At 68.3% G+C, this 13,795-nt stretch carries 11 protein-coding genes; 2 read left to right on the forward strand and 9 right to left on the reverse strand.

All coding sequences use genetic code 11. The features are described from left to right. Positions 1-90: 90 nt before the first annotated feature. Complete coding sequence (locus tag EII34_RS14525) at positions 91-1,110, reverse strand: LacI family DNA-binding transcriptional regulator (RefSeq protein ID WP_124845897.1); 1,020 nt, start codon at positions 1,108-1,110, stop codon at positions 91-93. A gap of 302 nt (positions 1,111-1,412) precedes the next feature. Here EII34_RS14525 and EII34_RS14530 point away from each other — a divergent pair, with 302 nt between their 5' ends. Further along, positions 1,413-3,131: a glycoside hydrolase family 3 N-terminal domain-containing protein gene (locus tag EII34_RS14530; protein WP_185711366.1), complete on the forward strand. Its 1,719-nt coding sequence runs from the start codon at positions 1,413-1,415 to the stop codon at positions 3,129-3,131. A 62-nt stretch (positions 3,132-3,193) separates the two neighbouring features. Here the strand turns inward: EII34_RS14530 and EII34_RS14535 are convergent, their stop codons facing one another. From EII34_RS14535 to EII34_RS16075, 8 genes are all read right to left on the reverse strand, one after another. Further along, the gene (locus EII34_RS14535; protein ID WP_260425177.1) at positions 3,194-4,108 is read right to left on the reverse strand and encodes a metallophosphoesterase; all 915 of its coding nucleotides are present in this window, start codon (positions 4,106-4,108) and stop codon (positions 3,194-3,196) included. Next, positions 4,105-6,501, reverse strand: coding sequence for a transglycosylase domain-containing protein (locus EII34_RS14540; RefSeq protein ID WP_260425178.1), 2,397 nt, complete (start codon positions 6,499-6,501; stop codon positions 4,105-4,107). The genes EII34_RS14535 and EII34_RS14540 overlap by 4 nt, the downstream gene beginning before the upstream one ends. Positions 6,502-6,546: 45 nt before the next feature. Further along, on the reverse strand, positions 6,547-7,923 hold the full coding sequence (locus EII34_RS14545; protein WP_124845899.1) for a S8 family serine peptidase: 1,377 nt from the start codon (positions 7,921-7,923) through the stop codon (positions 6,547-6,549). A gap of 1,040 nt (positions 7,924-8,963) precedes the next feature. Then, entirely contained in the window at positions 8,964-9,824 is an 861-nt protein-coding gene (locus EII34_RS14555; RefSeq protein ID WP_124845900.1) for a sugar phosphate isomerase/epimerase family protein, read from the reverse strand. Continuing rightward, the gene (gene iolG / locus EII34_RS14560) at positions 9,821-10,816 is read right to left on the reverse strand and encodes an inositol 2-dehydrogenase (protein ID WP_124845901.1); all 996 of its coding nucleotides are present in this window, start codon (positions 10,814-10,816) and stop codon (positions 9,821-9,823) included. Before iolG ends, EII34_RS14555 begins: the two co-directional genes overlap by 4 nt. Before the next feature lie 34 nt (positions 10,817-10,850). Beyond that, complete coding sequence (locus EII34_RS14565; protein ID WP_124845902.1) at positions 10,851-11,930, reverse strand: transaldolase family protein; 1,080 nt, start codon at positions 11,928-11,930, stop codon at positions 10,851-10,853. Positions 11,931-12,394: 464 nt separating this feature from the next. After that, a complete protein-coding gene (locus EII34_RS14570; RefSeq protein WP_124845903.1) occupies positions 12,395-12,682 on the reverse strand; it encodes a helix-turn-helix domain-containing protein in 288 nt (95 codons plus the stop codon). A 156-nt stretch (positions 12,683-12,838) separates the two neighbouring features. Beyond that, positions 12,839-13,231: a hypothetical protein gene (locus EII34_RS16075; protein ID WP_185711367.1), complete on the reverse strand. Its 393-nt coding sequence runs from the start codon at positions 13,229-13,231 to the stop codon at positions 12,839-12,841. Positions 13,232-13,384: 153 nt separating this feature from the next. Between EII34_RS16075 and EII34_RS16080 the strand changes: the two genes are divergently transcribed. Next, positions 13,385-13,627 (forward strand): hypothetical protein, encoded by a 243-nt coding sequence (locus tag EII34_RS16080; protein WP_185711368.1) that lies wholly within the window; start codon positions 13,385-13,387, stop codon positions 13,625-13,627. Positions 13,628-13,795 lie beyond the last annotated feature (168 nt).

Here is a 13,795-nt window from a genome sequence, read left to right on the forward strand (position 1 = left end):
TGCCTTAAATCAAATTGCCTGTCTAATAAGGCAGGCAATTCCGAACAAGGCAGGCAAACCAGTCCCAGGACAGGCGAAACCACTGATGACTCAGCGGGTGCGCGGCACCGTGGTGGAGGCACGTGCCCTGAGTTCGGGAACGACCACCTCGTGGTGTGCGGTGGTGCGTCCATTGATCCTCTCGAGGAGGAACCTGGCGGCCAGGCGGCCACAGCTGGTGGCCGACTGGTGGATGGAGGTGAGTGAGATCAGGGGATGAGCGGCGATGGGGGAGTCGTCGTAACCGACCACGGAGATCTCGCGGCTGGTCAGACCCGCCTCCCCCATGGCCCGCAGCACACCGAGGGCCAGTTCGTCGTGTCCGGCGTAGACGGCGGTGGGGCGGTGGGGGCCGTCGAGGAGGTCACGCATGGCCTGGGCGGCGCCGTCCTCGGAGGGGGCGGTGGTGATGACGCGGGTGAGGTCCGCGAGCCGGTGTTCGGCCATGAACTCGCGGTAGGCCTCGGCCCGGACGGCGTGCGGGGCGTTGTCGAGGTGGTTCTCGGCATCCGGGGTGATGGTGAGGTGGACGATGTCGCGGTGTCCCAGGCTCACCAGGTGTTCCAGGGCGAGTCGGGTGCCCAGTGCGTCGTCGTCGGAGATGGTGTCGTAGGTGGTGGCCTCGTCGCGGCGGCCGAGCAGCACCAGGGGGATCCTCGTGCCGAGGGATTCCAGCCAGTCGGGGTCGACCGCGGGGGAGACGGCGACGATGCCGTCGACCTGGCGGTCGGCGAGCACCTGGATGGCGCGTGTGCTGTCCCGGTCCGGCCCGGCGGGGGCGATGATGACCTGGTACGGGGTCTCCTCGATGGCGTCGATGAAGCTCTGGATGACGTCGTCGAGGAAGCTGTTGGCGATGCCCGGGACCTCGATGCCGAGGGTGTAGCCCTGGCCTCGCATGGCGCGGGCGGTGGCGCTGGGGCGGTAGCCGAGGGTGTCGATGGCGTGCTGGACGCGTTCCCGCATGGCGTTGCTGACCCCGTAGGCGTTGCGGATCACCTTGGAGACCGCGGCCCGGGACACCCCGGCGTGGTGGGCCACGTCGCTGATGGTGACGGTGGTGCGGTTCATGGGGGCTCCTCGACGAGCGTGTATCGATCTACAAATGATTGTAGATCGATCTTGGGTCGTGGTCAACTGGGGGCGGCGATCTCGTTCCGGGGTGGCGTGGGGCTTCCCGGAAGGAGCATGAACGCCCTTCTCGATCGCGAGATGAACAAACTGAATGAGCGTTTTGTTCGGTGGGGGTCCGCCGAAAGGTTGGTTTTCTTTTCAAGCACCTTGGGGATGTGGACGATCAAGGAGTCACCTTCTCCGGGTGAGACCCGGAGGTCTGCTCGAGGCAGACTCAACGACCAATGAAGGAGTGGATCATGTCCCAACTCTCACGACGGGCGCTGCTCGGCACCGGTGCCGGAGCAGTTGCCGCAGCCGCCATCACCCGGCCCAGCCGAGCCAATGCCCACGTCGAGCCCTACGAACAGCTGTTGAACTCGCTCAGCCTGGACCAGAAGATCCGCCAGCTCTTCCTCCAGCCCGTCCACGGGCGCAGCGCCGGGGCCTCCGACTCCCGGAACACGAAGCTCTACGGCGAGGCCACTCCTGCAGGCGTGCTGCGTCGCCACCGCTTCGGTGGAGTCGTCCTCAGACCCGAAGCGGGGCAGTTCACCAGCACCCGGGCGGTCCTCGACCACACCAACGAACTGCAGCGGGCGGCCCAGGCGCAAGGTGGTGTCCCCCTCCAGGTGGTGTGGGAGGGGCACCTGAGCGGGCTGGCCGATGCGGGGATCCCCGTCACCCAGTTCCCTGAGCCGATGACACTCGGTGCCCACGAGGGGTTGCGATTCCAGGGGTGGGGGCTCAACGACACCCAGCCCAAGGAGGCGCTCAACCTCGGGATCAACACCTGGTTCGGGGTCAGGGCCGATGTCTCCTTCACCCCGGACAACCCGGTGCTCGGCACCCAGGTCTACGGCGGTACCCCGGAGATCGTCACCGCCCGGGTCCGCGTCGACGAGGGTGGGGCACGCCGTGGCGCGACCCAACTGGTCGCGGTGCGCATGTTCCCCGGGGCGGGCGATGTCACTGTCGGGGACGACGGGCTACCGAGCTCGGAGCGCACCCGTGAGGAATGGGACACCCTGGAAGGAGCGGTGTTCAAGACGCTGGCCACAGAGGTGGAGATCATCCAGGTGGGGCACATCGTCGCTGTGGGGCTGGATCCCTCCGGCACCCCGGCGTCGCTCAGCCGGACCATCATCGGTGACATCCTGCGGGGCCAGCTCCGGTTCAACGGAGTCGTCGTTACCGATTCCCTCGCGGACCCCGCGCTGCGCGCCCTCCACGGCGACGGCGAGCTGGCGGTGCGTGCGCTGGAGGCCGGGGCGGATCAGCTCCACGACTCGGCGGACCCGATCGCGGCGATCGAGGCGATCCATGCGGCGATCCGCGACGGTCGGCTCAGCGCCGATGACATCCATGCCAGGGCGAAGCGGATCCTGCGCGCCAAGCGGTACCTGCCGGAGGCGGATTTCCTGCCCGATTCCTGGGGCCTGGGAGGGATCAACAGTGACGACTCGCGGCGCATCGCCGAGGAGGCGGCCCGCGGTGGTGTCACCGTCGTGCACAACGACGGGGTGCTGCCCCTCGGCCAGGCGGGAGCCGTCGTCGTCGGGCACCATGAGTCGCTGGGGAAGGAGCTGACCGCTCAGTTGGGTGGTGACTCGGACTTCGTCCCGGTGGGGGTGGACCCGAGCGCGCAGGAGATCGACGCGGCGGTCAAGGCCGCTGGTCGGGCAGGGGTCACCGTCGTGCTCACCGACGGTGTGACGGCCCACCCGGCCCAGAAGCAGCTGGTCGAGGCCCTGGTGGGTGCCGGACGGAAGGTTGTCGCGGTGGCGGTCGGCCTGCCGCAGGACGTCGGGCTGCTCGATGCGGCCGCGAAGGTCGCGACCTACACGTCGCGCCCGGTGGTCGCCAAGGGACTGGCCGAGGTCCTCACCGGGGCCTTCTCGCCGAAGGGCAGGCTGCCGGTGGCCGTGCCGACGGCTGACGGTGGGGAACTTCCCATCGGCACCGGCCTGACCTGGTGAGATGCATCACCACATCGCTCCAGTGGTCGCAGAATGACGGTTTTGCGACGTTCTGCGACCACTCAGCCGAGCGTCGGGGGAGCCGTCAGGGTCAGCAGGGTGACCTCCGGGGGGCAGGCGAACCGGTACGGGGCGAAGGGCGAGGTGCCGAGCCCCGCCGAGACGTGCAACCAGGCGCGGTGGTGCTCCGTGCGGTGCTCCGAGAGACCCTTGACCCGGGTCGGTTCCAGGTCACAGTTCGTGGTCAGGGCCCCATGCCCCGGGACGCAGACCTGGCCGCCATGGGTGTGGCCAGCGAGGATCGCGTCCACGCCGTCGTCCGTCATCGCGTCCAGCAGCCGTCGGTACGGGGCATGGGTCACCCCGAGGCTGAGATCGACCCCCGGGCTGGGCGGCCCCGCCACCGCCGAGTAGTCGTCGCGGTCGTGGTGGGCGTCATCGGTGCCCCGCAGCTCGATCCGGTACCCCTTGACCTCGACGACGGCTCGACGCTCGTTGAGGTCGTGCCAGGCCCCGCTCCGGGTGAATGCGGCCCGCAGCTGCTCGATCGCCAACCTGGCGGGCGGCTCCGCCCCCATCCCGGAACGACCACGGGTGACGTAACGCAACGGGGACTTGAACTGCGGCACGTGGTAGTCGTTGCTGCCGAACACGAACCCGCCCGGCACGTCGGCCAGCCGTCCCAGCGCCGCCATGAGGGGCAGGATCGCGCCGTCGCTGGAGATGTTGTCCCCGGTGCTGATCACCAGATCCGGCTCCAGGTCGGCCAGACCACGTAGGAAGTTGAGCTTCAACTCCTGCCCGGGCAGCAGGTGCAGGTCCGAGAAGTGCAGCACCCGGATCGGTTCCCCACCAGGGGGCAGCACCGGCATCGTCACCCGACGCACCCGGAACATCGTGGCCTCGACCAGCCCCCAGGTGAAACAGGCAGCCCCGAGAGCGACGGTGGCCGCAGCCAACCGTCCCCAGCGGCTCACTCATCCTCCGACGGCGGCTGGATCGGGATCGGGATCGGTTGGCCGGGTTGGCCCGGTTGACCGGGCTGGTCGGGTTGCGGGACGACCGTCGGCTCGGGCGGCGGTGATCCCTTCGAGTACACCAGGTTGACCGTCGAGCCGATCGTGGCCTTCCCCTGCGGGGTGGTGCGCCCGAGGTACTCGCCTGCGGGCCTGTCGCTGAAGGACTCCACCCTTCCGACGTTGAAACCGGCATCCTCGAGGGCGGCCTTGGCCTCGTCACTGCTCATGCCACTGACGCTCGGGATGTCAACCTTCTCGCCCTCCAGCACCTTCTGGCTGATCGGGGCGAAGTCCGTGGAGTCGATGTTCTCCAGGGCCGATGCCATGGCCGACTTCCAGATGGAGCCCGCATCCCTGCCACCGGATCCCTCGAGGGAGACCCCGGTGCCGGTCCGAAGACCGTCGATGCTCTGGCGCTTGCCCTCCCAGTAGGGGTTGGCGGTGTCCACCGCGACGTAGGCCACACCCGCCATGTCCGGGGTGTAGCCCGCGAAGAACACGGCCTTGGCGCCGTTGGTGGTCCCGGTCTTGCCCGCCTGGTCGTAGTTGCCGGGAATCCGGGCCCGGGTGCCGGTGCCCTGGGTCATGACCGTCTTGAGCACGTGGTTGACACCGTCGGCCACCTCGGGGCTGACCACCTCCTGGCAGTTCGCCGAGGGCACCTCGAGCTCACCACCCTCCTTGGTGATGATGCTGCGCAGGATGATCGGGTCGCAGTGCGTGCCGCGGTTGGCGAAGGTGGCGTAGGCCTCCGCCATCGACAGCGGGGTGACGTCGGAGGTACCGAGCACCCACGACGGGAACTCCGACTCCTTGCGCATGTCCTCACCGTTGGCGAGCTTGACACCCAGCCGCTGCGCCATGTCGATGGAGTTGCAGATCCCCACCTTGGCCTCCAGCTGGATGTAGTAGCTGTTCACCGACCTCTGGGTGGCGGTGAACATGTCGATCACACCATGGGCCTTGTCGTAGTTCTTGGGTTGCCAGCCGGCATTGGTCCAGGTGAAGGGGCCGGAGCAGCTGGTGAACCGGGTGCCGACGACGTTGAGCGGGGACGGGGTGTCGAACTTGGTCTCCGTGGGGGACATCCCCATCTCGAGGGCGGCGGCCATCACGAAGGGTTTGAACGTGGAGCCCGCCTGGAATCCCTCGATGCCGTTGAGATCCCGGCTCACGTTGACGTTGTAGTAGGTCTCCCCGGGGTCGTCGCCCAGCTTCGGGCGGCTCTGCGCCATCGCGACGATCAGCCCGGTGGAGGGCTGGATCAGCACCGTCCCGCCCCACACCGGGTCCGTCGGCGCGACGATCTTGCCCACCGCGGCCTCGGCCTCGGCCTGGGCCTTGGGGTCGATCAGGGTGTGGATGGTCAGTCCACCGCGCTTCAGGGTGTTCGCCCGGTCCTCCTGGGTGGAGCCCAGCGAGTCGACCTTCTTCACCAGGGTCTGGTACACGAAGTCACACAGCACCGGGAACTGCGAGGAGTGACAGCCGTTCGGGGTGCGCTGAATGCCTGCCGGGTCGAAGACCACCTCGGAGGCGGCCTCGGCCTCCTCCTTGGTGATGACCTTGAGCTGCGCCATCCGGTTGAGCACGTGGTTGCGGCGCTGCATGGCCTTCTCAGGGTTCTTCGCCGGGTTGTAGGCGTCGGGGTTCTGCACGATGCCGGCCAGCATCGCCGCCTGGTCCAGTGTCAGCTCGGCCGCCGAGGTGCCCCAGTAGTGGCGGGCCGCAGCCTCGACGCCGTAGGCGCCGTCACCGTAGTAGGCGATGTTGAGGTAGCCCTCCAGGATCTGGTCCTTGGTCATCTTCTTCTCGATGGCCATCGCGTAGCGCATCTCACGGATCTTGCGCTCGATGGTGGGGACCTGGGCCTCGCTCACCCCGGCCTTGTCGCCACGTGCCTTCGCCGACTCGATCTGCACCATCTTCACGTACTGCTGGGTGAGGGTGGAGGCGCCCTGGGAGGAGCCCATCAGGTTCTTGAAGACCGCACGGCCCAGCCCCTGCACGTCGATCGCCCCGTGCTCGTAGAACCGGTGGTCCTCGATCGCGATCTGCGCGTCCCGCATCACCTGGGCGATGTCGCTGAGCCCGACGTAGACGCGGTTGTCCTCGTAGAAGGTGGCCAGCTCCGACCCGTCGGCCATCAGGACGCGGGACCGCTCCGCCTGGGGCGGGGTCTCCAGGTCCGCGGGCAGGTACTGCACCGAGTCCGAGGCCAGCTTCGTGGCGGCTCCGACGAGGGCGGCACCCGGCACGGCCAGGCCCGAGAGCAGGAGGCCAGCAAGCACACTGACCACCACGAACAGCGCGAACGAGGACAGCCGACGGCCGACGGTGGGGCGTTTCATGATGCCGATTCTACGTGAGAAGGCGCAGAACCCCAGAGCCCGGGATCACAGGATTCGGGGGCCGGGCGGGGTGATGTGGTGGGCCACCTCCACGTCCACCGAGGCCACGCCGTCGATCCCGGTCAGCTCCTCGACGGAGCAGGGGCCCTCCGTGCAGCCGTGGATCATGCCGAGCCGGGGCAGGGTGCGGGTGATGCGCATCCCGGCGGCCCTGAGCTGTGCGGCCACCTCCTCGACCCGGTCGGCGTGACTGTCGTCCAGGGTCACCACCCAGCTCGACGGGGTGCCGGAGGAGGTGCGGGCCTGCGGGGCCGTCACCAGTCCCGCGCCGACGTCCTCCTTCGGCAGGCCGAGGTCCCTGACCCCTGCCACCAGTTGATCCCACAGCTCCTGACCCCGAGCGCCCGTCGCCTCGGCGATGAGGGCCGCCACCCCGGCGACGTGGGGTGTGGCCATCGAGGTGCCGTTGATGGTGTTGTAGTTCTTCGGTGCGATCCATGATGAGTGGATGGCCACCCCGGGGCCGGCGATGTTCACCTCGCCGCCCTCGACGTCGAGGGCCTGGGCGGAGAAGTCCGCCACCTCGAGCCTCTTGTCCACCGCACCGACCGCCATCACGTAGGGGCTGTTGGCGGGGGCCCCGACGAAGCCCGGGTTGCCCCGGCTGCGAGCCGCGTTGTTGCCCGCAGCGGCGATGAGCAGGGAGCCCTGCTCCAGGGCCCGTCGCCCGGCCGCGACATACGGTGGGTGCACCGTGGTGACATCCGCGCCGAGTGACATCGAGATCACCTGGCAGCCCTGCTCCAGGGCCCAGTCGATCCCGGCCAGGATGGTGGCGTCGGAGCCCGTGCCGTTGTTGCCCAGCACCTTCGCGACGTAGATCTCGGCCTCCGGGGCCACCCCGTAGCCACGCCCCTCGGCCCAGGTCCTCGGCCCGGCCGCGGTCCCGACGCAGTGCGTGCCGTGCCCGTGGCCGTCCTCCGCGTCCTCGCCGTCGATGAACGACTGTGTGACCACCGTGCGTCCGGCGAAGTCCGGGTGCGCGGTGTTGAAGCCGGTGTCCAGCACGGCGATCCTGATGCCCTTGCCGGTGTGGGGGCTGTCGACGGCCCCCACCGCCTGGATGCCCCAGGTCGCCTGATCGGTGTCCTCGTAGGAGTCAGGACCGGTCTGCGGTGCGGTGATGGCGTGGTAGGTGGTCTCCGGCAGCACGGCGACGTCCACGTCCGAGTGTGCTTCCTGCAGGGTGAGGGTGGGGGCGGTGGTGCCACTCACGATGGCCACTCCCAGGCGTGGGAACCAGTGGTCCGGCTGCATCCCCAGGCTCTCCAGGGCCGCAGGGGCCACCTCGTCCAGGCGTGCCGGGTCCGCGGTGTCGAACACCACGACGAAACGGCTGGGTCGGGCTGTGCTCGTGGTCATGTGTGCTCCTTGCCTCTGGACGCTCCTGGTGGGTGCAGTGGTGATGGGAACAGTGAAACGGTCTGCTCTGACATTTTTCTCCGACGGGCCCGGCGGAGGCGTCCGTGAACGATCCCCAACTACCGCCCGGGTGTGACCCCGGTGGACACCTCCGCCAGTCTCCCGCCAGTGCCGAGCCGCTGCGGGCGGACCCGCGCTGCTCGGCGGCAATCAAGGGTGAGCGGGAAAATCCCGGGGCCGTTCTCGCCGAACCTGGCCCGAGACCTCACCCTTGACACCTCCCCCGCGGACGAACACGGTGTTCCTCTGGCCGTCGCCCTGGCCGGAATCCCCGGTCCGTGGGCCTGGCTCGAGTTCACCTCTGGTGACCACCGTTGTGCTCGTCCTACGTTCCTTAGTGGTTACTGAAGAAATCTCAGGTTCAGCCTACTTGCCCTCAGGAATCTCAGGTTGTGGTTTTCTGTCGTCTTTAAGGACAGAGCCAAAAACGCTTGTCAGCTCAATGGACAACAGCTCGCGACGATGAGGCTTCTTCTCGCTGTTTCCTGAGAGACGACGGCTCTGATCCCGGCACCGACCCACGTCGGGCACGCCCACCCACCGCGACGGCGAGCCCCGGCCGCCACCTGGGCGACCTCCCCTCCCGGGCCACCCCGGCACGACGAACCACCCCGGTTTCCGACACGAATCGCGGACCGGGAACGACAGCCCGTCACCGTGCCCCCGCCCTCGAGGCAACTCCTCGCCCGCATCGATGGCCACCCTCCGCACCGTCGAAGGACCACCACCCAACTCCCTCGCGATCGAGTGACACGACCGACCCCGCCCCAACAGCACCGACATCAACGCCCGACGCTGCTCGGTCAGCCCCACGACACACCTCCACGAGCTGTCGTTGCTCACACCACCTGGACCCGCGGACGCCCCCAGCTTGTCCCGCCCGCGGATCGTGCCGGTGCAGAGGAGCGGGCCGGATGGGCGCGTGGAGGACGACGTGGCCCCCGGCGACTCATCACCGGGGGCCACGTCAGGGACGAGGATCAGGCCAGCTGCCTCAGCGCCTCGTAGGACCTGCGGGCGTTCTCCTTCGGGCCCTCACCGGGGGCCGGGTCGGCATCCAGCATGATGTCCTGCTCCAGCACCCAGTAGCCGTCGAAACCGACGCCCTTCAGCAGCTCCGCGATGGTCGCGAAGTCCACGTCACCCTCCCCGATGGGGGCGAACATCTCGGCCTTGATGCCCTGGCTCCACGTCAGCTCACCCGTCAGCAGCTTGTCGGTGAGTTCCTTGTGGACATCCTTGGCGTGCACGATGACGATCCGCTCCGGATGGCGACGCACGATGTCGACGGGATCCGCGCCACCGGCCATGAGGTGACCGGTGTCCAGGCACAGGCCGACCCCGGTCTCGTCGAGGATCCGCTCCACCTCGTCGGCGTTCTGGATCATCGTGCCCCAGTGGGGGTGGACGCAGGCCTGCACCCCCGCCTCGGCGCACACCTCGGCGATGCGGTCCAGGTTGCGGTACAGCGTCGCCCAGCCCGCCTCGTCCAGCACGGGACGGTCGTCGTAGCCGTCGCGGCCGGAGTCGCAGGCCAGCACCAGCACCGAACCCCCCGCGACGCGGAACGCCTCCAGCTCGGCCCTCACCGCCGGGATCGGGTCGTGCTCCGGGTCGTGCATCACCGCCAGGAAGAAGGAACCGACGGGGGTGAGCCCGTGCTCCTTCACCGCCGCTGCCCGGGCCTCGGGCTCGACGGGCAGCCAGCCCTGCGGACCGAACTCGGTGGCGGTCAGCCCCAGCTCCACCATCTCCTTCAGCACCCGCTCCGGGGCCATCTGGAAGCCCCAGCCGGGCACCTCGCACACGCCCCACGAGATCGGGGCACCAGCAATCCTCATCGTCCAACCTCCACGGTGGTTCCGGTCCGGGCGGAGCGCTCAGCGGCCTCCGCGAGCACGAGGGCGGCCACACCGTCGTCGACGGTGGGGCTCACCGGGGTGCCGTTGTTGATGGCGTCGATGAACGCCGTCAGCTCGTCGCGGTAGGCATCGGCGTAGCGGGTGAGGAAGAAGTCGAGGTAGACCTCCTCCTGGTCCGAGCCGTTCGCGTCGTTGACGCGCACCGAGGTCCCGCGCAGGTTCTCCACCATCACCTCGCCGTCGGAACCGAACAGCTCAACGCGCTGGTCGTATCCGGTGGCGCAGTGGCGGGTGTTCTTGATCACCGCGACGGCCCCGGAGGCCGCCTGCAGCATCGTGACGGCCCCGTCGAAGTCGTCCACCCCGGCCAGCGCCGGGTCGAGCTTCTGCCCGATCGCGGTGACATGGGTGATCTCCCCGAGGAAGAACCGGGCCTCGTCGAAGTCGTGGATCACCATGTCCTTGAACACCCCACCGGAGACGGCCAGGTACTCCACCGACGGCGGGGCCGGGTCGCGGGAGATGATCGACAACTGCTCGATGCGCCCGATCCGACCCTCCGCACCGAGGCGCTGTGCCTTCGCGATCGACGGGTCGTAGCGACGCTGGAAGCCCACCATCACCGGGGGGTGGTCGAAGGTGGCCAGCTCGTCGGCCAGCGCCCTGGCCTCCTCCACCGAGGCGGCGACGGGCTTCTCCACCAGGACCGCCTTGCCCGCGCGGGCCGCGGCCAGGACGTGCTCGCGGTGCAGCGGGGTGGGGGAGCCGATGACGACGGCGTCCACGTCGTCGGAGGTGAACGCCTCGTACGGGTCGGCCGAGGTGCGGGCCCCGTGCGGTTCGGCGAGGCCCTGGGCGGCCTCGAGGACGGGGTCGCAGACCAGCACGAGCTGGGCCTGTGGATGTGCGGCGACGGTGGCGGCGTGGACCTTGCCGATCCGGCCGGCGCCGATGACTGCGATGCGCAGCATGGTTCTCCTACGTGGGACTGGTTTCCGGGGATTGTCAGGGAGCGGGGACGATGACGTCGCGGACCAGCCGGTCGAGGTCGGCGTCGGCGTCCAGGAACTGGCGCAGGGTCTTGCGGGTCGGTCCGAAGTCGGCGAACTCGTCGACGGTCATGCCGTCGGGCTCGTAGGCACGCACGAAGTCGGGGATCCGCATCAGCTCGTCGATGTAGGCGGGGTCGACGGGGTCGGCCATGCGCTCGCGGGTCCGGTAGTCGGACTTCGCGATGATCTCCTGCCACTTGAACGGCGGGGAGACGACCACGTCGCCACCCACGAACTCGGCCCACTGGTTGACGTTGCGGAAGGCAGCGGCGAGCACGCGGGAGCGGTAGCCGCGCTCCTGGAAGATCTGGTAGGCGCGCTTCATGGCGGCGATCCCGGCCCATTCCAGGGCGGACGGGTCGATGAAGAGGCCGTCGCGGGCGACGACGTGCTTGAGCCAGTCGTCGAGGCGGCCGACCATGATGGTCACGACGGGACCCATCTCGGAGACGTCGTGACCGGCGGCCTCGCGGGCCTTCAGGCCACGTTCGATGGCCTCGGCGGCGGCGATGGCCTGGGGCACGGAGAACGAGACGGTGACGTTGATGCTGACACCGCGGGAGGTGGCGTCCTCGATGGCCTCGAGGCCGACCTTCGTCGCCGGGATCTTCACGACGATGTTGCGGGCGAGGTTGTGGAACTCCTCGGCCTGGTCGGCCAGGGCCTTGGCGTCGCGGTGCAGCCGGGGGTCGGTCTGCACGGAGAGGCGGCCGTTGCGGCCCTTGTGCTCGTCGAAGATGGGCTCCAGCAGTTTGGCGGCCTCCACGGACATGTCCTTGACGGCCTGCCAACCGATCTCGGACTCACCCCAGGTGGGGTGGGCGTCGGCGATGGCCTGGATGCGGGGTCGCCACTGGTCCAGGTGCTTGCTGATGGTGGTGTAGGCGATCACCGGGTTGCAGGTGGCGCCGACTCCGCCGTAGGAGATGGACTGACGGAGCTCGTCGAGATCCGAGGAGTCGTTCCACAGGGCGGTGGGGGTGTTGCGGGCCGCGTCCAGGAGCGGTCCCGGGGTGTAGTCGATCTCAGGCATGGGTTCTTCGGACTCCTTCTGCAGCTCGCGACGGCGACGTCGCCGTCGCGGTTCAGTCAACCCTAATGGTCATGCCATGTCAACCTCATGTAATGACAAATGGCGCGAGTCGTGGTGGTCGGTGCGCCCTGCCGGTCGCAGCGCGTCAGCGATGCCCCTCTCGACGACGCACCTGCGGCAATCCCCCTCGCCAGCGCCCCTCGACGACACGCGAACAGGCGAGCCGCATCGCCGATCAGCTCCCGCAGCAATACCCCTCGCCAGCACCCGACGACACTCGACGACACTCGACGACACTCGACACTCCTCGCCGGTTCGCCTGTCCTATGGCGGGTTCGCCTGTCCTGCGACAGGTTTGCCTGTCTTCTTCGGAATTGCCTGTCTTATTAGACAGGCAATTCGAATCAAGGCAGGCGAACCGACATCAGGACAGGCGAAAACGGGAGGGGTGTGGGAAGGGTGGTTCAGTGGACCCGTTTCCGGTGCAGGCGGTCGGCCCGGGAGCGGCCGAGGTCGTCGTCCAGGGGGTCGGCGGCGTCGACGATCCGGTCCAGCAGCCCGAGGACCTCGAGCACGCGGGCCACGTTGCCGAAGCCGACGCCCGTGCTGCCGGTCTCGATCCGGCGCAGGGTGTCGCGGGTGATCTCTGCCCGTTCGGCCACCTGCTGGGCGGTCAGCCCCAGGGCCATGCGCCAGCCGCGCACATGATGTCCGAAATCGGCCAGTCGTAGGTTGGAACGGTGGTCGTCCATCGTGCTCCTGTGGTTGCTGTGATCGTCATTGTACGACGATGCGACGAGCATCATCGTCATGGACGCGTCGTGCTGACATCCGGGTTTCGGCTCCTGACGTCGAGGTCTGCGGGGCCTTGTGTGCATCGCCGGTGGGACAGGTGACCCTCGGCGTCCCTACTCTGGAGAGCAGTTAATCAATTTCTCGTACTTAGTGGGAGACGCGGCATGAGCAGCAATCAGTGGTCCGGTCCAGGTCCGCAGGGGCAACCGGTCCAGGGCTACCAGCAACCGGTCCACCAGCAGGGGTATCAGCAGCCGGGACAGATGCCGGGGCATCCCCACCACGGACCGCCGCAGCGGAACAACACCGGGGTGGTGGTCGCGCTGGTGCTCGTCCTTGTCCTGGTCATCGGCGGAGGTCTGGCCCTGGTCCTGACCCAGAGGGGGAAGACCGTCACCATCGATGCGCAGGGCCAGGTCCAGCCCCAGGGCCAGCAGCCGGGCCAGCCTCAGGAGCAGCAGGGTCAGCCCCAGGACCAGCCGGGTCAGCCCCCGGCTCAGCAGCAACCGCCTGCGCAGCAGGGACAGCCCCAGAACAATGGGCAGGTGCCGCCCGTGCCCACGAGTTTCTCGGGGTACAAACTCCAGGACGTTCCGCAGTCCTCCTCATCCTCCCCGACGACGTACTTCTACAGCCCTGAGTCAGCAGAAAGAGCAGGGATGGACATCTGGGTCTCCCATGAACCGGGCAAGAGCATGCAGGACCTCGGACAGCTGTCGCCGAACGGCAGAACCATCGGCAACTGGACCTGTGATGAGAAGAAGGAGGGTGGCTATGGGCTGACGGCCTGCGTATCGCCTGCACCCTATGGCGGGATCGTGGCACTGGTCGGTGACCCGGGGGCGCGAAGCATGGAAGAGCTGACCAAACTCGGCGACGAGTTCATCGCCGCGTGGAAGTGAGTTCCCGGGATGAGCATGATGAACACGCAGCAGCCCCTGTATCACGGTTCGCCTCCTTCGCGGGGTGGCAACGGGATCGTCATCGCCCTGGTGGTGGCCATCGTGGTGGCGGTTGTCGGGTTCGGTGGGTGGTGGTTCCTCGGCAACCAGGACTCACAGCAGGCCCAG

This window comes from Arachnia propionica, assembly GCF_003859805.1.
GTDB classification, from domain to species: Bacteria; Actinomycetota; Actinomycetes; order Propionibacteriales; family Propionibacteriaceae; genus Arachnia; species Arachnia propionica_C.

Bases quoted from the DNA above. Each gene is read 5' to 3' on its own strand.
- EII34_RS14565 (WP_124845902.1), bottom strand. From the start codon at position 11,930: ATGCCTGAGATCGACTACACCCCGGGACCGCTCCTGGACGCGGCCCGC.
- EII34_RS16080 (WP_185711368.1), top strand. From the start codon at position 13,385: ATGGACATCTGGGTCTCCCATGAACCGGGCAAGAGCATGCAGGACCTC.
- EII34_RS14555 (WP_124845900.1), bottom strand. From the start codon at position 9,824: ATGAGGATTGCTGGTGCCCCGATCTCGTGGGGCGTGTGCGAGGTGCCC.
- EII34_RS14545 (WP_124845899.1), bottom strand. From the start codon at position 7,923: ATGACCACGAGCACAGCCCGACCCAGCCGTTTCGTCGTGGTGTTCGAC.
- EII34_RS14540 (WP_260425178.1), bottom strand. From the start codon at position 6,501: ATGAAACGCCCCACCGTCGGCCGTCGGCTGTCCTCGTTCGCGCTGTTC.
- EII34_RS14570 (WP_124845903.1), bottom strand. From the start codon at position 12,682: ATGGACGACCACCGTTCCAACCTACGACTGGCCGATTTCGGACATCAT.
- EII34_RS14530 (WP_185711366.1), top strand. From the start codon at position 1,413: ATGTCCCAACTCTCACGACGGGCGCTGCTCGGCACCGGTGCCGGAGCA.
- iolG (WP_124845901.1), bottom strand. From the start codon at position 10,816: ATGCTGCGCATCGCAGTCATCGGCGCCGGCCGGATCGGCAAGGTCCAC.
- EII34_RS14525 (WP_124845897.1), bottom strand. From the start codon at position 1,110: ATGAACCGCACCACCGTCACCATCAGCGACGTGGCCCACCACGCCGGG.